Origin of the sequence: Candidatus Magnetaquiglobus chichijimensis (genome assembly GCF_045865675.1) — a bacterium.
Classification (GTDB): domain Bacteria; phylum Pseudomonadota; class Magnetococcia; order Magnetococcales; family Magnetaquicoccaceae; genus Magnetaquiglobus; species Magnetaquiglobus chichijimensis.
In genome coordinates, this window is record NZ_BAAFGK010000002.1 from 529,180 (window position 1) to 544,681 (window position 15,502).

19 protein-coding genes are annotated in these 15,502 nt (G+C 63.3%); 9 read left to right on the forward strand and 10 right to left on the reverse strand.

Annotation, left to right across the window (positions count from 1 at the left end; genetic code table 11):
• Positions 1-44 precede the first annotated feature (44 nt).
• From hpf to ACOY6C_RS04130, 8 genes are all read right to left on the reverse strand, one after another.
• Positions 45-350: a ribosome hibernation-promoting factor, HPF/YfiA family gene (gene hpf / locus ACOY6C_RS04095; protein ID WP_420904202.1), complete on the reverse strand. Its 306-nt coding sequence runs from the start codon at positions 348-350 to the stop codon at positions 45-47.
• Between the two features lie 46 nt (positions 351-396).
• Positions 397-606, reverse strand: a complete 210-nt coding sequence (locus ACOY6C_RS04100; protein WP_420904203.1) for a hypothetical protein — start codon at positions 604-606, stop codon at positions 397-399.
• A gap of 47 nt (positions 607-653) precedes the next feature.
• Positions 654-1,532: an ATP phosphoribosyltransferase gene (gene hisG / locus ACOY6C_RS04105; RefSeq protein WP_420904204.1), complete on the reverse strand. Its 879-nt coding sequence runs from the start codon at positions 1,530-1,532 to the stop codon at positions 654-656.
• Between the two features lie 22 nt (positions 1,533-1,554).
• Positions 1,555-2,241 (reverse strand): phosphoglycolate phosphatase, encoded by a 687-nt coding sequence (locus ACOY6C_RS04110; protein WP_420904205.1) that lies wholly within the window; start codon positions 2,239-2,241, stop codon positions 1,555-1,557.
• On the reverse strand, positions 2,238-2,768 hold the full coding sequence (gene hpt, locus ACOY6C_RS04115; RefSeq protein WP_420904206.1) for a hypoxanthine phosphoribosyltransferase: 531 nt from the start codon (positions 2,766-2,768) through the stop codon (positions 2,238-2,240). The genes ACOY6C_RS04110 and hpt overlap by 4 nt, the downstream gene beginning before the upstream one ends.
• Positions 2,765-3,406 carry a methionine biosynthesis protein MetW gene (metW, locus tag ACOY6C_RS04120; protein ID WP_420904207.1) on the reverse strand — a complete coding sequence of 214 codons (642 nt, stop codon included), beginning with the start codon at positions 3,404-3,406 and terminating at the stop codon, positions 2,765-2,767. The genes hpt and metW overlap by 4 nt, the downstream gene beginning before the upstream one ends.
• A 93-nt stretch (positions 3,407-3,499) precedes the next feature.
• Entirely contained in the window at positions 3,500-5,596 is a 2,097-nt protein-coding gene (locus tag ACOY6C_RS04125; protein ID WP_420904208.1) for a carbon starvation CstA family protein, read from the reverse strand.
• Between the two features lie 5 nt (positions 5,597-5,601).
• A complete protein-coding gene (locus ACOY6C_RS04130) occupies positions 5,602-5,877 on the reverse strand; it encodes a hypothetical protein (RefSeq protein WP_420904209.1) in 276 nt (91 codons plus the stop codon).
• 169 nt (positions 5,878-6,046) lie between these two features.
• On the opposite strand from ACOY6C_RS04130, the gene ACOY6C_RS04135 reads away from it, so the two are divergent.
• Both ACOY6C_RS04135 and ACOY6C_RS04140 read left to right on the forward strand, forming a co-directional pair.
• On the forward strand, positions 6,047-7,192 hold the full coding sequence (locus ACOY6C_RS04135; RefSeq protein WP_420904210.1) for a KamA family radical SAM protein: 1,146 nt from the start codon (positions 6,047-6,049) through the stop codon (positions 7,190-7,192).
• The gene (locus ACOY6C_RS04140) at positions 7,186-8,211 is read left to right on the forward strand and encodes a D-alanine--D-alanine ligase family protein (RefSeq protein WP_420904211.1); all 1,026 of its coding nucleotides are present in this window, start codon (positions 7,186-7,188) and stop codon (positions 8,209-8,211) included. The genes ACOY6C_RS04135 and ACOY6C_RS04140 overlap by 7 nt, the downstream gene beginning before the upstream one ends.
• A 33-nt stretch (positions 8,212-8,244) precedes the next feature.
• On the opposite strand, the gene ACOY6C_RS04145 is transcribed toward ACOY6C_RS04140, so the two are convergent.
• Positions 8,245-8,379: a hypothetical protein gene (locus ACOY6C_RS04145; protein WP_420904212.1), complete on the reverse strand. Its 135-nt coding sequence runs from the start codon at positions 8,377-8,379 to the stop codon at positions 8,245-8,247.
• 215 nt (positions 8,380-8,594) lie between these two features.
• Here ACOY6C_RS04145 and ACOY6C_RS04150 point away from each other — a divergent pair, with 215 nt between their 5' ends.
• The gene (locus ACOY6C_RS04150; RefSeq protein WP_420904213.1) at positions 8,595-8,789 is read left to right on the forward strand and encodes a hypothetical protein; all 195 of its coding nucleotides are present in this window, start codon (positions 8,595-8,597) and stop codon (positions 8,787-8,789) included.
• A 68-nt stretch (positions 8,790-8,857) separates the two neighbouring features.
• Here ACOY6C_RS04150 and ACOY6C_RS04155 read toward each other — a convergent pair whose 3' ends face one another.
• A complete protein-coding gene (locus tag ACOY6C_RS04155) occupies positions 8,858-9,673 on the reverse strand; it encodes a hypothetical protein (RefSeq protein WP_420904214.1) in 816 nt (271 codons plus the stop codon).
• A 143-nt stretch (positions 9,674-9,816) separates the two neighbouring features.
• Here ACOY6C_RS04155 and ACOY6C_RS04160 point away from each other — a divergent pair, with 143 nt between their 5' ends.
• The 6 genes from ACOY6C_RS04160 to ampD all read left to right on the forward strand — a co-directional run bounded on the left by ACOY6C_RS04160 (position 9,817) and on the right by ampD (position 15,417).
• Positions 9,817-10,614: an outer membrane lipoprotein-sorting protein gene (locus ACOY6C_RS04160; protein ID WP_420904215.1), complete on the forward strand. Its 798-nt coding sequence runs from the start codon at positions 9,817-9,819 to the stop codon at positions 10,612-10,614.
• Positions 10,615-10,704: 90 nt separating this feature from the next.
• Entirely contained in the window at positions 10,705-10,923 is a 219-nt protein-coding gene (gene infA / locus ACOY6C_RS04165; RefSeq protein ID WP_420904216.1) for a translation initiation factor IF-1, read from the forward strand.
• A gap of 62 nt (positions 10,924-10,985) precedes the next feature.
• Entirely contained in the window at positions 10,986-12,902 is a 1,917-nt protein-coding gene (locus tag ACOY6C_RS04170) for a DNA gyrase/topoisomerase IV subunit B (protein ID WP_420904217.1), read from the forward strand.
• 209 nt (positions 12,903-13,111) lie between these two features.
• Positions 13,112-14,425, forward strand: a complete 1,314-nt coding sequence (locus ACOY6C_RS04175) for a TolC family outer membrane protein (RefSeq protein WP_420904218.1) — start codon at positions 13,112-13,114, stop codon at positions 14,423-14,425.
• A 198-nt stretch (positions 14,426-14,623) separates the two neighbouring features.
• Positions 14,624-14,848 (forward strand): NifU family protein, encoded by a 225-nt coding sequence (locus ACOY6C_RS04180; RefSeq protein WP_420904261.1) that lies wholly within the window; start codon positions 14,624-14,626, stop codon positions 14,846-14,848.
• A gap of 8 nt (positions 14,849-14,856) precedes the next feature.
• The gene (ampD, locus tag ACOY6C_RS04185; RefSeq protein WP_420904262.1) at positions 14,857-15,417 is read left to right on the forward strand and encodes a 1,6-anhydro-N-acetylmuramyl-L-alanine amidase AmpD; all 561 of its coding nucleotides are present in this window, start codon (positions 14,857-14,859) and stop codon (positions 15,415-15,417) included.
• The last annotated feature ends 85 nt before the right edge of the window (positions 15,418-15,502 follow it).

The window sequence follows — 15,502 nt, forward strand, 5'->3', positions numbered from 1 at the left end:
TCCCGACCCCGCGAGATGTGGCGCGGGATCGGGATGGTGTGGTGTTATCTGTGACTCTTCTTGCTTTTTTCCGCGTGGGTCAGCAACTCCTCGGTAAGCGTGTCGAGGGTTTCGTTGACTGCCGCGAGCACGGTCGAGGACTCCTTGGTGGCGGAGATGGTTTTTCCGGCCACGTTGACCACGGTTTTGACCGAGGCGCGTTGTTCGTTGTTGTGCGCCTTGCGCTCCACGGAGATGCGGCCATGGGTCAAGGGCCCGAAGCGTTGATCCAGATTGTCGAAATACTTCTGGATGCGATCACGCAATTCGTCGCCGATCTCAACCTGACGGCCTTCAATTTTGACTTCCATCGATTAGAACCCCTTTCTGATTGATGAAATCCGACACGACTGGCATTCAATCGTCCAGCGCGCGACGGCGCGCCCTGGCGCGGGCCAGGGCCAACCGACGTTCCGACTCGCGGGTGCGAACCGGGATCGGAACAAGTGTCGGCATCGAACGGAGAAAACGCGACAGCGCGTAGAGCACTCCGGTCACGATGCCCGAGATCCCGAGGAGCAGAACCATCGAGGGGGTGTCACCGGTCCACGTCTGGGTTGGCGGCATTGGCGGAACTCCTGGGATAAAAGGATTGAACCTGTTGTTGGAAAGTATCATACCACCTTTTTGAGGTCATATTCCAGTATGCCGACGGCCCCGGCCTGTTTGAGGCGCCAGATCAGGTCGCGCACCTGGGAACGATCGACCACGGTCTCCACCGCCTGCCAGGCCGGATCGGAGAGGGGGTTGATGGTTGGGGATTGCAGGCTGGGCAGAATGGCCAGCACTTCCGCCGAACGGGCCACCGGGACGTTCATTTTCAGCACCGCCTTGTGACGGGCGGTGAGGGCGGCGTTGAGCAGCAGGGTGATCTGATCGATCTTGGATTTTTTCCAGTCATCGCGCACCGCGTCGTGATTGGCGATGATCATGGTGCGGGTTTCCAAGAGATCCTCGACGATGCGCAGGCCGTGGGCCCGGATGGTGGAGCCGGTTTCGGTGATTTCGACCGCCGCGTCCACCAGTCCTTCGACCACCTTGGCTTCGGTAGCTCCCCACGAGAAGAGCACGTCGGCCTCGACGCCCCGTTGCTGGAGATGACGCCGGGTGAACCCTTCGAGTTCGGTGGCGACCCGTTTGCCTTGCAGATCCTCCACCCGTTTGATTTCGGAGTCCTGACGGACGATCAGCACCCAGCGGCAGGGACGGTTGGAGCTTTTGGAGTACTCCAGGGCGCCGATCTGGGCCACCTTCTGTTCGCACTCCCACTCCAGGATCCAGTCGAGTCCGGTCAGACCCATGTCGAGGGTGCCGTCGGCCACGTAGCGGGCCATCTCCTGGGGGCGGACCAGCGAGCAGACGATTTCGGGATCGTCGATGCTGGGGAAATAGTTGCGTGAGCTGGTGGAGATGTGCCATCCCGCCTGGGAAAAAAGTTCGATGGTGGCCTGTTCCAGGCTCCCCTTGGGCAGGCCGAGCTTGAGTCGTGTCATGATGCGAAAGATCCCTGAATCCCTAGGATGATTGAAGAAACTCCGGCAGTTGGCCGAAGCGGTCCACGACGCGGTCGGGATGGAGCGCGCGCACATCCTCCCCGCGATTGTAGCCATGCGAGCAGAGAATCACCGGCAGTCCCGCGCGGCGCGCGGCGGTGAGATCGGTCTCCGAATCGCCGATCATGATGCCCTGTTCCAGGGCGACGTTCAACCGTTCCAGTGCGTGCAGCAGCGGGGTGGGATCCGGTTTGCGCGTGGGCAGGGTGTCGCCACCGATCACCACGGGAAAGAAGCGGGCCAGATCGAGTTGCTCGAGCATTTTCCGGGAGAAGCGTTCCGGTTTGTTGGTGACCACCGCCAGGGCGAAGCCGCGTCCGGCCAGTTCGGCGAGCACCTCGGGGACGTCCGGGTAGGGGCGCGAGTGGTCGGTGAGGTGTTCGGCGTAGTGGTCCAGAAAGGCCCGCACCGCGGCTTCGAACGCCGGGTCGTTCTCCGGGGCATCGGCGGTTTCGTCGTCCAGGAGTCCCCGCGCCAGCAGGGCCCGCGCGCCGTGTCCCACCAGATGGCGCACTTTTTCCAGCGGCAGGGGATTCCGGCCCTTGAGCGTCAGGACGTGGTTCATCGCCCGCCACAGATCGGGGGCCGAATCGACCAAGGTGCCGTCCAGATCGAACAGCAGGGCCTGTCCTGGAAGCGGGGAGGTCATGAGGCGCGCAGATGGCCCACGAAGGGCAACTCCCGGAACATCTGGTCGTAATCGATGCCAAAGCCGACCACGAAGAGGTTCGGGATTTCGAAGCCGATGAAATCGGCCTGCATGGGAACCCGGCGGCGTGCCGGTTTGTCGAGGAGCACGCAGGTCAGCACGTCGGCGGCCCCTTTGTCGCGCAGATGGTTGCTGGCCATCAGCAGGGTGTTGCCGGAGTCGAGGATGTCATCGACGAGCAGCACCTGACGTCCGGTGGGATCGATGGAGAGATCCATGCGGGTGGTGATCCGGCCCGAGGTGACGGTGCCGGAGCCGTAGGAGGAGAGCACCATGAAATCGAGGGTGAGGGGTTTGCCGAGGCGGGCCAGGGCGCGGGTGAGATCCGCGCCGAACACGAAGGCCCCGTTCATGAGGGTGACCAGCAGCACATCCTCGCGCAGGCGTGGCGCGATCTCCTCGGCCAGTTGCGCGATGCGCGCGCGGATCATCTCTTCGGAGAGCAGGATTTCGATCGGGGGTCTCATCGGCTGTTGCGCTCCAGGAGGTAGACCGCCACCGGTGCCAGCCAGTTGGCCGTGGCCCCGGGCAGCATCCATTGGGAGAGCGGATTCTGGATGGTGCGGCGGACCGGGTGTTTGCCAGAGGCCAGGGGGAGTCTTTTCAGGATGTTGATATCCAGTTCGGCGCAGAGATCCTCGAAATCGAGGATGGTGCAGAGGTGGATGTAGGGGGTGTTGTGCCAGCGATAGGGGAGCATGCGGGTACGCGGCATGCGGCCCGCCAGCAGCAATCCCAGCCGTACCCGCCAGTAGCCGAAGTTGGGGAAGGAGACGATGATCTTTTTGCCGACCCGCAGCATCTCCTTGAGGACGTATTCCGGGCGGTGGACCGCCTGGAGGGTGTGGGAGAGGATGACGTAATCGAAGGAGTCGTCGTGGTGATCGTTCAGTCCCTGGTCGATGTCCCCCTGGTAGACCGGCAGGCCGCGGGCGATGCAGGCATGGACCCCCTCGTGGGAGATCTCCACGCCGAAGCCTTGGGCGTGTTTGCGGCGGATCAGGTGTTCGAGCAACAGGCCGTCCCCGCAGCCCAGATCGAGCACGCGCGCGCCTTCGCTCACCAGGTCGGCGATGACGGCTTGATCGATGCGCAGTTTATGCAACGCGGGGCCTCATGTTCGGTGTGGAAAGCCATGCAGATGGCATGGCCATTTTTTTCCATGTGCGAGGAGTTTACGTCCAACGTCCCCCTCGCGTCAACAACATCGCGTGACCGGATTGCAGACCGTGGAGGGTGGTTCGTCCTCTTTGGCGGTGACGTGGGGATTTTTGAGCGCCTGGCGGCAGGCGAGTACCCCGAAGACCAGCATGGTGGCCACGATGCTCATGAAAAAGAGCGCCAGGATGGCATCCAGCCGGTCGTTGGCCACGATGCGGGCGAGTTGTTCCAGGGTTTTGGCGGGTGCGATCACCTGGTTCTGGTCGAGGGCCTGTTGGTACTTGTCGGCATGCGCCAGGAAGCCGATCTTGACGTTCGGGGAGAAGACCTTCTGGAAGCTGGCGGTCATGGTGGAGATCACCAGCCATGTGGCGGGAATGATCGTGACCCAGGCCAGTCGTTCCCGTTTGAGTTTGAAGAGGATCACCGTGGCGACGATCATGGCGCAGCCGGCCAGCATCTGGTTGGAGATGCCGAAGAGCGGCCACAGGCTGTTGATGCCGCCGAAGGGGTCGATCACCCCCTGATGGAGGATGTATCCCCAGGCGCTCACCACGATGGTGGTGGCGACGATGCTCGACAACCAGGACGAGGTGCGGGCCAGGGGTTTGAAGATCACCCCGAACATGTCCTGCACCATGAAGCGGCAGGCGCGGGTGCCGGTATCCACGGCGGTGAGGATGAAGAGCGCTTCGAAGAGGATGGCGAAGTGGTACCAGAAGGCCATCCACCCTTGTCCGCCGAACAGCGACAGCAGTTGCGCCATGCCGACCGCGAGGGTCGGCGCGCCGCCGGTGCGGGACAAAAGCGACTGTTCGCCGACGTCGCGGGTGATTTGGGCGATCATCTCCGGGGTGACCACGAAGCCCCACCCCTGGATCACCGTGACCGCCGAGTCGATCGAGCTGCCGAGCACGGCCCCGGGGGAGTTCATGGCGAAGTAGATGCCCGGTTCCAGAATCGACGCGGCGCACAGGGCCATGATGGCCACGAACGACTCCATCAGCATTCCGCCGTAGCCGATGAAGCGGGCATCCCCTTCGCTGGCGATCATTTTGGGCGTGGTGCCCGAGGCGATCAGCGCGTGGAAGCCCGAGCAGGCCCCGCAGGCGATGGTGATGAACAGAAACGGGAACAGATCGCCGCTCCAGACCGGTCCGGTGCCATCGAGGAAGCGGGTGGTGGCAGGCATTTTCAACTCTGGCGCGGCCAGCAGCACGCAGATGGCCAGCAGCATGATGGTGCCGATCTTGAGGAACGTGGAGAGGTAATCCCGTGGGCAGAGCATCATCCACACCGGCATGATGGAGGCCAGGGCGCCGTAGGTGATCAATCCGGCGGTCACCTGGGGTCCGGTGAGGGTGAACAGGGGGGCGAGGGTGGGGTGGGTGGCCACCTTGCCACCGGCGATGATCGCCAGGATCAGCAGCGCCGCGCCGATGGCCGACACCTCGCCGACGCGACCGGGGCGGAGTTTTTTCATGTACACCCCCATGAAGAGGGCGATCGGGATGGTCATGGTGACGGTGAAGACCGACCAGGGGCTTTCCGCCATCGCCTTGACCACGATCAGGCTGAGCACGGCCAGCAGAATGGTCATGATGCCGAAGATGCCGATCATGGCGATGGTGCCTGGGATCGGGCCCATCTCCGAGCGGATGATCTCCCCCAGGGAGCGTCCGGTGCGGCGCATGGAGAACGACAGGATCAGAAAATCCTGCACCGCGCCGGCCATCACCACGCCGATGAGGATCCAGAGCATGCCCGGCAGGTAGCCCATCTGGGCGGCGAGCACCGGTCCCACCAGAGGTCCGGCGCCGGCGATGGCCGCGAAGTGGTGTCCGTAGAGGACGATGCGGTTGGTGGGCACGAAATCCTTGTTGTCGTTATGCCGGACTGCCGGGGTGGGGCGATCCGGATCGAGTTTCAGGACGGTTTTTTCGATGAACAGGGCGTAGAAGCGGTAGGCCAGGGCGTAGATGCAGAGCGCCGCGATGACCAGCCAGGTGGCGTTGACCGTCTCTCCGCGGGCCAGGGCGATGCTGGCGAAGGCCGTGGCGCCGAGGATGGCGATGCCGGCGAAGAGGAGTTTTTGCGGGAGGGGGGTGGAGGGGAGGGTGGCGGTTGGGTTCATGGGGCTCAAGCCTGGCGAGGGGTGAGGGCGGCGGGATGGGTGAATCGTCCCCGCCGGCCCGTATGTTTGGCCATGTACTCGGGAACGTTTCGCAACAGGCGCGAAACGTTCCCGAGGCGAAGGCGGCGCGCAGCGTTTTTCACAAAAAACGTGAAAAACGTTTTTTGGTAGAGCGCGCTAAAGTCAAAACCATGAATGACAGAATCAGAATCAAAATCAAAATCAAGAATGGCGAATCGAACCAAAAACACGTCAAAGTCAAACCAACCGTCAAAGTCCAAACCAACACCTCGGAGGCTCTGCCTCCGAACCTCCGCCGGGGACCTTCGGCCCCCGGTCCCCCGCGACAGTGGAGACACGCACGACCGCACCTTTCCATGGGCTCGGGATTTCATTAAACTTTTTGTCCTCTTTTTTGTCAAGTACGACCTGGCATCGGGATCAAGCGACGTGTCCGAATGGTTTATCAATCAAAATCGTACCAGCTTCCAGAAACGGTTCTTTCCGGAATCCACGCGATCCATGTGGTCCGATTGGCGCTGGCAACTGCGCCACCGCTTCCGGAATCCTGCCGCCCTGGCACGGGTGCTGCGCCTCTCCGACTCGGAACGAACCGCCCTCGACCATGTCACGAACGGGCCACCCTGGGCGATCACCCCCTATTACGCCGCCTTGATGAACCCGGATGATCCATCCCATCCCCTGCGCCGTACCCTGGTTCCTACCCTGGCGGAAAACATCCCCACACCGGGTGAATCGAGCGATCCCCTCGACGAAACCACCGCCACCGTCGCCCCCAACCTCATCCGTCGCCATGAAGATCGTGTCGTGCTGCTGGCCACCGATCTCTGCGCCGGCTACTGCCGCTACTGCACCCGCTCACGCCTGGTGGGCAACGGAGTCCGCACCGATTGGCAACCCGCCCTGGCCTACATCGCCACCCATCCGGAGATCCGCGACGTGCTGATCTCGGGCGGCGACCCCCTGCTGCTCGCCACCCGCAGACTGGAACGACTGCTGACAAGCTTGCGCGCCATCCCCCACGTGGAACTGATCCGCATCGGCTCGCGCATGCCGCTTCTGGTGCCCATGCGCATCACCCGCAAACTGGTCGCCATGCTCAAACGCCACCATCCCCTCGGCCTGAGCCTCCACGCCACCCACCCGGATGAATTGACCCCGGAAGCCGGACAGGCACTGGAACGCCTGGCCGACGCCGGCATCCTGCTGGCCGGACAGACCGTGCTCCTGGCCGGCATCAACGACGATCTGGAAACCCTGCGCACCCTGATGCGCGGATTGGTGCGCCATCGGGTGCGCCCTTACTACCTCTATCAGTGCGACCCGATCTCCGGCTCGGGCCACTTCCGCGTGCCGGTATCACGCGGCCTGATCCTCATGGAAGGGCTGGTGGGCCACCTGAGCGGCTACGCCGTGCCACGCTACGTGATCGATGCACCCGGCGGGGGCGGCAAGATCCCCATCGCGTCGGCCACCCTGGTGGGACGGGAGGGGAATGACCTGCTGATCAGAAACCATCTGGGCCGGATCTGCCGCTACCCGGATCCGGAGTTACGAGGAGAGCCCCCATGCTGATCGGCCTGGTGTACGATCTGCGCGATGCGTATCGAAATCTTGGCTGGGACGAAGAGCATCTGGCCGAGTTCGATCAACCCGAAACCATCGATGCCTTGTGCCGGGCCCTGGAGTCCGGTGGCCACCGGGTGGAACGGATCGGCCATGGTCGGGCGCTGGCCGAGCGGTTGGTGGCCGGAGAGCGTTGGGACCTGGTGTTCAACATCGCCGAGGGGCTGGGCGGACGCGGGCGCGAGGCCCAGGTGCCGGGATTGCTGGAGCTGTACGGTCAGCCGTATCTTTTCTCCGACCCGGTGACCCTCGGCGTGACCCTCGACAAGGGATTGGCCAAACGTCTGGTGCGCGATGCCGGCTGGCCCACCGCGCCGTTCGTGCTGCTGGAGGAGACGCGCGACCTGGAATGGATCGGGATCGCCTGCCCCCTGTTTCTCAAACCGGTGGCCGAAGGGAGCGGCAAGGGGTGCGACTCCGGGTCGCGCGTCCGCGATGCCGATGAGTTGGCGCGGGTGTTCGAGGGGTTGAGAACGCGATTCGATCAGCCGGTTCTGGCGGAAAGCCATCTGCCGGGACGGGAGTTCACGGTGGCGATCGTGGGCAATGGTGCGGCGATCCGCCTGGCCCTGGTGGCCGAGATCCTGTTCGAAACGGATGGGGGGGATGACGGGGTGTACGCCTTTGCCACCAAGGAGGAGGGAGCGACGCGGGTGCGCTATCGGCTGGTGGAGGATGGCGAGGCCCGGCAGGCTCTGGAGGCGGCTCTGGGGATCTACCGGTTGTTGGGGTGTCGCGATGCCGGACGGCTGGATTTTCGCTCCGATGGCGAGGGATGTCCCCATTTTCTGGAGATCAACCCCCTGGCCGGTCTCCATCCGGACCACTCCGGATTCCCGCGCATGGCCGCCCAGCACGGCTGGTCCTACGACCGATTGATCCTGACCATGCTCGAAGCGGGCCTGGAACGGTTGAAAATCCAGGATTCAGAAGCGAAAAAAAACCTCCGGAAGCGTCCGGAGGCTTGATTCGTTCGGTCCGTCTGGCAGGCCGGGAGTGGGTCAGCGACCTTTGGAGGCTCCACGCGGGGGCATGGCCGGCTTGGCGGCGGGTTTGGCCGCGGGCTTGGGAGCCGGCCTGGCGGCTGGCGGCTTGGCGGCAGTGGGTTTGGCGCTGGGGGTTTTCGAAACGGCCATGCATTCCTCCTGGAAAAGACAAGGGGTTGTCGATGGCGCTTGATTATAATCCAATCCTGGCTTGCGGCAATCAAAAAATGCATCCGTGCCACCAATGGATCCGATCGGGTGGGGACGAGTCCGGAGCGGCATGAGTATTGCGTGCCCCTCTCCATGGGTGGGTCCGCGTGGATTCGCCACCACTGCTCTTTATCAAAGAGGGAAGGAGACGGAACATGTCCAGATCGACGGGATCCCGGACGCCGGAGTCGTTGGCGCGGGTCGGGACCTTTTATGTGGCCACGCGTGCGGATTGGCAGGCGTGGTTGGATGCGAATGGCGCCGAGACGCGCGAAAGCACCGTGGTCGTGAGACGGGGCGCGCGCGGCTGGCCCCCGGAGCGCGGCAAGGTGGCGGCACGCCTGGGCTGAACGCATGCCATGCCCCCACCCTGGCGTCGGGGTCGGCGCCGGGTGGGGGTGGGTCGTGTCGTGGGTGATTATTGCTGCAAGGGCGTGGTCGAACGTCGGGCGGCCAGAATGCTCTCGCGACGCGCGCGAGCGGCCATGGCGGCTTCGGTCTCCGGGATCGGCATTTGTAGCGTCTCTTTGATGTGCGGCAGCTTTTCCGGGTTCGGATAGCGGGCGCGACAGGCGGTCATGAGGGTTTCGACCACGGTGAGAATCTCGTCGGCGTTGGGCGGGGGCTCGCCGTAGACCCAGATCTCCTGCCGGTGGTTGTAGGTGAATTTGTCCACCGCGCCGGTGTAGGGGCCGCCAAGGGGATCATCCGGGCTTTTGCGGTAGGTGTAGACCCGCACGATGGACGAGCGCGGGTGAAAGCCGACGATCATCTCCGAGTTGGTCAGGCTCTCCCGAACGTAGCACCCGTCACGCAGACGAAACGAAATCACCCCACGGGTCAACTCGTCCAGGTTTTGCAGACAGCCGCTGTTTTGCAGTTCACGGCGCAGATGTCGGCAAAGACGGCGGATGTCGTTGGCCGGGTAGAAGCGGCGGATGCGTCGGAAACGCAGGCATGAGCAGGTGAGTTGATAAAGGTTGACTCGATAGCTCAAATGGATCAGCCTTTGACTGTCCACGCGCATGATCTTGTCGTGTTCGGCGGGCAGTTGGGGCAGGAGCAGCGAGGGGCAGTAGGGAATGGATTCGAGGATGTGCCGTTTGCGTTGCATGGGCACGATGATGAAATAATGGATGCTCCAGGAGATCAGGCCGATCAGGAGCAGACCGGCCAGCCAGACCAGCACGGAATGATCGGAGACGGCGTGCGTTTGCGCGGTGATGGTGCTCATGAGGCGTGGGTCGCATCCTCTTTGTGGATTGAATTTTGTCAATTGTGGGATACATTAACATCGGTTGAGCGGTGACACCATGGTTGGGATGCGTTTTTTTTCCGGAAGAGTCGGGAAATTGGTTTCACGGTTGACGGGTGATTGTGAATCGCGCTCATCGGATCGCGCCTGCCGAGGCGGGCGCGCTTCGGGGGGGGATGGCGCGGGTCGGGCTGGGCGGGCTGGTGGGATTGTGCGTCTGGTCTTTTGTGCTGCCGCTGTGGGCCATGGATGCCGTCGAGATCCTGAAAACCATGGATCGGGCCATGCACGCCGTATCCCACGAAAGCTTCAATCGCCTCACCTTCGAGTTGCCCACCGGTCGTCAGCGTCTCGTGACGCTCTACACCGCCAAGACGAGCGGTCGGCGCGCTCTGATGGTGGTGGTGTCGCCCGAGGAGTTGCGCGGGCGGGCGGTGTTGAAGGTGGGCGACGAGGCGTGGCTGCACATGCCCGGCGAACTCGAAACCCGCAAGACCACCCTGTTGCAGTCGGTGGTGGGCGGGGTGTTCAACAATGCCGATTTCCTGCTCGGGGACTTTTCCGAGGAGTATCGTCCCACCCTGGACTCCGAGGACGACGCCCACTGGAAATTGACGCTCCATCCCCTGCATCCGGGCACGCCGCATGCGCGGGTGAACTTGACGGTGGACAAAAAAAGTCGCCTGCCCGTCGAATTGACCCAGTACGACGCGGGCGGAGGGTTGCTCAAGACGATCCGGTTCCTGGAACCCCGCGAACTGGAGGGCGACCATCGGGCCCCCATGCTGCTCGAGACCACCAGCGGTCTGAATCAGGCCTATCGCTCCTCGTTGCGGGTCGGGCGCATCGAGGGACGGGAGTTTCCCGCCAATGTCTTCACGCGGGAATTTTTGCCCGGAGCCGGACAGTTGATGAAATGATCACCCGGTTTGGTGCTTGACAGAAGTCAGACATCTCTTTAATGTATTCTGCTTCCAATCCGTTCGGGTCTTGTCGTGGGAGTGTGAATATTGAGTAAGGAAGATGTCATCGAAATGGAAGGGACGGTCATGGAGAACCTTCCCAACGCCATGTTTCGCGTCGAACTGGAGAACCAGCACAAGCTCTTGTGCCACATCTCCGGACGCATGAGAAAGCACTACATCCGCATCCTTCCGGGTGACAAGGTGACGGTGCAGCTGACCCCGTATGATCTCACCAAGGGTCGCATCTCCTATCGACACAAGTAGTCCTTTCTTTCGGATGAGCCTCCCTCCCACATGACGGGACGGCGGGCCGGATCCAATCCATCATGAGCTATAACGCTTCCCAGATCGAAGTCCTCGAAGGGCTGGAGGGGGTTCGTCGGCGTCCGGGCATGTACATCGGCGGCACCGACGAGTCGGCCCTGCATCATCTGGTGGTGGAGTTGCTCGACAACGCCACCGACGAGGCATCGTCCGGTCACGCCAATCGCATCCAGGTGACCTTGCGCAAGGATGGTGCGGTGTCGGTTTGGGACAACGGGCGCGGCATTCCGGTCGATCCCCTGCCGCGCTATCCGGACCGTTCCGCCCTGGAAGTGATCATGACCACCCTGCACGCGGGTGGGAAATTCCACGACAAGGCCTATGAAACCGCCGGCGGTCTGAATGGCGTGGGCGTGTCGGTGGTGAACGCCCTCTCCGCCTGGACCGAAGTCGTGGTGGATCGCGACGGTCATCGCTGGCGCCAGCGTTTCGAACGCGGCGTGGCGGCATCTCCTCTGGAACAACTCGATGCCACCCGCCGGCGCGGCACGCTGGTGACCTTTCTGCCGGATGGCGACATCTTCCCCCTGACCCGCTTCGATTCGACCCGTCTTCTGGAGATGTGTCGCGCCAAGGCCTATCTCAACCGTGGGCTGACCGTCACCCTGCGCGACGAGACCCAGGATGCCGAACAGGTCTTCTCCTATCCGGACGGAATGCGGGATTTCGTGCGCGAGCTGATCCCCGAGGAGCGGCGCGTCATCGCCGATCCGTTTGCCGGGATGCTGGAGCGTTTCGGCGAGGATGGCCGCGGACGGATGGAGTGGGCGCTGGTCTGGACCCCGGAGGAGCGCGGGGTCATTCTCTCCTACTGCAACACCATCCCCACCCGCGAGGGCGGGGTCCACGAAACCGGTCTGCGCGCCGCGCTCTTCAAGAGCGTGCGCGAGTTCGCCGAGGCGCGCAACCTGATCCCCAAGGGGGTGGAGTTCGCCCCCGAGGATGTGCTCGATGGACTCAACGGCGTTCTGTCGCTGTTCATCCCCAACCCGGAGTTCGCGGGACAGACCAAGGACCGGCTCACCAACCACGGCGTGACCCGCCGGGTGGAAGCGGTGATCAAGGACAGCCTCGATCACTGGCTGCACGGCGCGCCGGAGCGGGCCGGAAGCCTGGTGGAGCTGGTGGTCGATCGGGCCCGTGAGCGGCTCAATCGCAAGAAATCCATGGCCCGGGTGACCCGGAAAAGCGTCACCACCCGTCTGACCCTGCCGGGCAAGCTCACGGACTGCATCTCTTCGGATACCACCGCCACCGAGCTGTTCATCGTCGAGGGGGATTCGGCGGGCGGATCGGCCAAGCAGGCCCGCGACCGCCATACCCAGGCGGTGTTGCCGCTGCGTGGCAAAATCCTGAACGTGGAACAGGCCAATCTGGAGAAGTTCGAGGCCAACGTCGAGATCAAGAACCTGATCACCGCCATCGGCGCGGGTAGCGGACGGGCCTTCGAGCTGGAGAAGGTCCGTTATGGTCGGGTGATCATCATGACCGACGCGGATGTGGATGGCGCCCACATCGCCAGCCTGCTCCTGACCTTCTTCTACCGGCACATGACCCCCTTGGTGCATGGCGGGCGGCTGTTTCTGGCCCAGCCGCCGCTCTATCGCGTCAGCGTCGGCGCCGAAACCCGCTATGCCCTGGATGATGCCGCCAAGGAGGCGATGGTGGCCGCGATCACCCGCAAGAAGGCCAATGCCAAGGTGGAGATTTCACGCTTCAAGGGGTTGGGCGAGATGGATCCGGCGCAGTTGCGCGAGACCACCATGGCGCCAGCCAGCCGTCATCTGCTCAGGGTGGTGGTGGATGACGCCGATGCCACCCATGACGCTCTGGATCGCCTGATGGGCAAGCGACCGGCGGAAAGGTTCCGATTCATTCAAGAAAAGGCCCCCTTCGCGCGGGATCATCTGGACATTTGAGCGCGGATCGACCTATGTTATCGTTACCGTGGTCGCGTATCGCGGTCGGGCCCGCTTGTGGCATCGTTGGCCCCAGGTTTGCTTGAAATCGCATCGACTGAAAGAATCTTCCGGGACAGACGTTCCCAGGAGTTGAATCGCTCTCGAGAAAATAGGGGATTTCAGACGTGTTTGGCGTTCTAAAGCGTGTTATCGGCATCGGATCCCTCGTGATCGGCCTGTCGGGCCCGGCTTGGGCGGATGCGGACAAAACCGATCCGTTCGTCACCTCCATCGACGCGGCCCTGCGCAAGAACCCTCGCGCCACCGCCGCCGCCGCCCAGCTCAGGGCCGCCCTGGAACGGCTGCCCCAGAGCCAGGCGGCGCTGCTGCCCACCATCGACCTGAACGCCTCCAAGGGACACAGCCGTCTCGATTGGCGGGACGGCGCCGCGAGCACGGATCCGGATGTCGTCGGACTCTCGCTGACCCAGGTGCTCTTCAATCAAAAGGCGCTGGTGGCCATGCGTCAAACCAAGCCCTACATCGCCTCTTTCGAGCGCGATGCCCAGGCGGCGGTGCAGGGGGTGTTCCTGGAGGCCTCCTCGGTGATCGTGGAGGTGTTGCAGGCCACCGAGGTGGTGCGTCTGGCCAAGAACAACCGCGAGGTGTTGAAACAACACCTGGAGGCGACCCGTTCCCGGTTTCGGGTCGGCGAGATCACCCGCACCGACGTGAGTTGGGCGGAGTCGCGTCTGGCGAGCGCCGAGGCCAATCTGGTCCGTTCCGAAAACACCCTGGCCCTGGCCCGGACCCGTTTCGTCGAGGTGGTCGGCATGCCGGTGCCGGAGGGATTGCATCTGCCCGGTTTTCGGGAAAAACTCGAGGCGCTTTCCCAGGTGGAGATGCGTCTGCGCTCCGCCGAGCGTCCGGATCTGGTGGCCGCCACCTTGCGTTTGAAGGTGTCCGAGGAGGATGTCGCCCTCAAGCGGGCTGGTCACATGCCGTCAGTGGCCCTGTCGGCGCGGGCGAGCCGAACCTGGGGCGAGGAGACCTCGGGCACGGTGGATCCGTTGAACAAATACAGCGTCGATCTGGGGGTGACGTTGCCGCTCTACGCGGGTGGCATGATCGTCTCCCAGACCGCCGAGGCCGAGGCCCGCAAGGATGCCCAGGCCGCGGATCTGGAACGGATGCGCTTGCAGGTCGAGCGCGAGGTGGAGTCGGCGCTGCTCGATCTCAAGAGCGCCCAGGCCGCCAATCAGGCACTGGAGAGCGGATTGAAGGCTGCCAACAACGCCCTGGACGGCGTGGAACGGGAGTATCGCGTCGGTACGCGCACCGCGTTGGATCTGCTGGACGCCCGCAACGAGGCCTTCTCGGCCCAGACCGAACTGGCCAAGGGACGGTTCGCGCTGGTGTTGGCCGGTTTCAAGCTGTTGTACGCCACCGGCGGGTTGAACCTCGATGCCCTGCTGCCGGCGGTGAACGCCGTGCAGCCGGTCGCCCCCTTGAAGGAGCAGCTCAAGGAGTCGCGTCCGTAACGTGCATGCTGGGGGGAGCCCCCTTGACCATGGACCTTCCCTTCGGAAATTCCATGGTCAGGGTTAAGGGTTGATTCTGGCGTGGCCGGTGTTTCTTGCCGTGGAACTCCCGCCTGGGATGTCTGCGGTCGGGTGTGAGGGGGATCCCCTCATCATGTTTCAAGTTGACTTGTGAACGAATCGGAGTGGGCCGTGGATATCCTGGAAAAAGTTCAGAACGTATTGGATGAGGTCCGTCCCATGTTGCAGCGGGATGGTGGGGATGTGGAGTTGGTGGAGATCACCGCCGACAACATCGTCAACGTCCGTCTGCGTGGGGCCTGCGGCACCTGTCCCGGCGCGATCATGACCTTGAAGGGCGGTATCGAGCGGCTCATGAAACAGCGGGTGCCCGAAGTGGTCGCCGTGGAGAGCGTCCGCTGACCGCCGCGCTGGTGCGTTACCTGCCATCTCCCCACGCCGACGCGCGTCCCGAGGGGATTCGGATCGATTTGCTGGTGGTGCATGCCATCAGTCTGCCTCCCGGCGCGTTCGGTGGACCATTCGTGGACGATCTCTTCCTGGGGCGACTGGATCCCGAGGCCCACCCCTATTTCCGCCAGTTGGCCGGATTGCGCGTTTCCGCCCACTTCCTGATCGATCGTCTCGGTCAACTGACCCAGTATGTCCCGGTTTTGCTCCGGGCCTGGCATGCTGGCAAGAGCAGTTGGCTGGGTCGGGAGGCCTGCAACGATTTTTCCGTGGGCGTGGAGCTGGAAGGGGTGGAACATGGTCGGTTCACCCCCGAACAATACAGCTGTCTGGCCGGGCTGGCCCGTACTCTGATGGTCCGTCTGCCCGGCATCACGCCGGAGCGGATCGTCGGGCATCGCGACATCGCCCCGGAGCGCAAATGGGATCCGGGATCCGGGTTCGATTGGGAACATTTTCGCGCCCTGCTGCGCTGGGCGCGGCCCGAGGAGCCGGATTCCCTGGTCTGGGATGCCGGTTAGCATGGAACTCCCGAAGGGAGGTCCATGGTACGGGGGGTGAGGGGGTTCTCCCCCCATCATGCAAGTTGGCCATCCGTCAATCCTG

Bases quoted from the DNA above. Each gene is read 5' to 3' on its own strand.
- ACOY6C_RS04155 (WP_420904214.1), bottom strand. From the start codon at position 9,673: ATGAGCACCATCACCGCGCAAACGCACGCCGTCTCCGATCATTCCGTG.
- hisG (WP_420904204.1), bottom strand. From the start codon at position 1,532: ATGACACGACTCAAGCTCGGCCTGCCCAAGGGGAGCCTGGAACAGGCC.
- hpf (WP_420904202.1), bottom strand. From the start codon at position 350: ATGGAAGTCAAAATTGAAGGCCGTCAGGTTGAGATCGGCGACGAATTG.
- ACOY6C_RS04145 (WP_420904212.1), bottom strand. From the start codon at position 8,379: ATGGCCGTTTCGAAAACCCCCAGCGCCAAACCCACTGCCGCCAAGCCG.
- ACOY6C_RS04140 (WP_420904211.1), top strand. From the start codon at position 7,186: ATGCTGATCGGCCTGGTGTACGATCTGCGCGATGCGTATCGAAATCTT.
- ACOY6C_RS04125 (WP_420904208.1), bottom strand. From the start codon at position 5,596: ATGAACCCAACCGCCACCCTCCCCTCCACCCCCCTCCCGCAAAAACTC.
- ACOY6C_RS04170 (WP_420904217.1), top strand. From the start codon at position 10,986: ATGAGCTATAACGCTTCCCAGATCGAAGTCCTCGAAGGGCTGGAGGGG.
- ACOY6C_RS04110 (WP_420904205.1), bottom strand. From the start codon at position 2,241: ATGACCTCCCCGCTTCCAGGACAGGCCCTGCTGTTCGATCTGGACGGC.
- ACOY6C_RS04150 (WP_420904213.1), top strand. From the start codon at position 8,595: ATGTCCAGATCGACGGGATCCCGGACGCCGGAGTCGTTGGCGCGGGTC.
- hpt (WP_420904206.1), bottom strand. From the start codon at position 2,768: ATGAGACCCCCGATCGAAATCCTGCTCTCCGAAGAGATGATCCGCGCG.
- ACOY6C_RS04100 (WP_420904203.1), bottom strand. From the start codon at position 606: ATGCCGCCAACCCAGACGTGGACCGGTGACACCCCCTCGATGGTTCTG.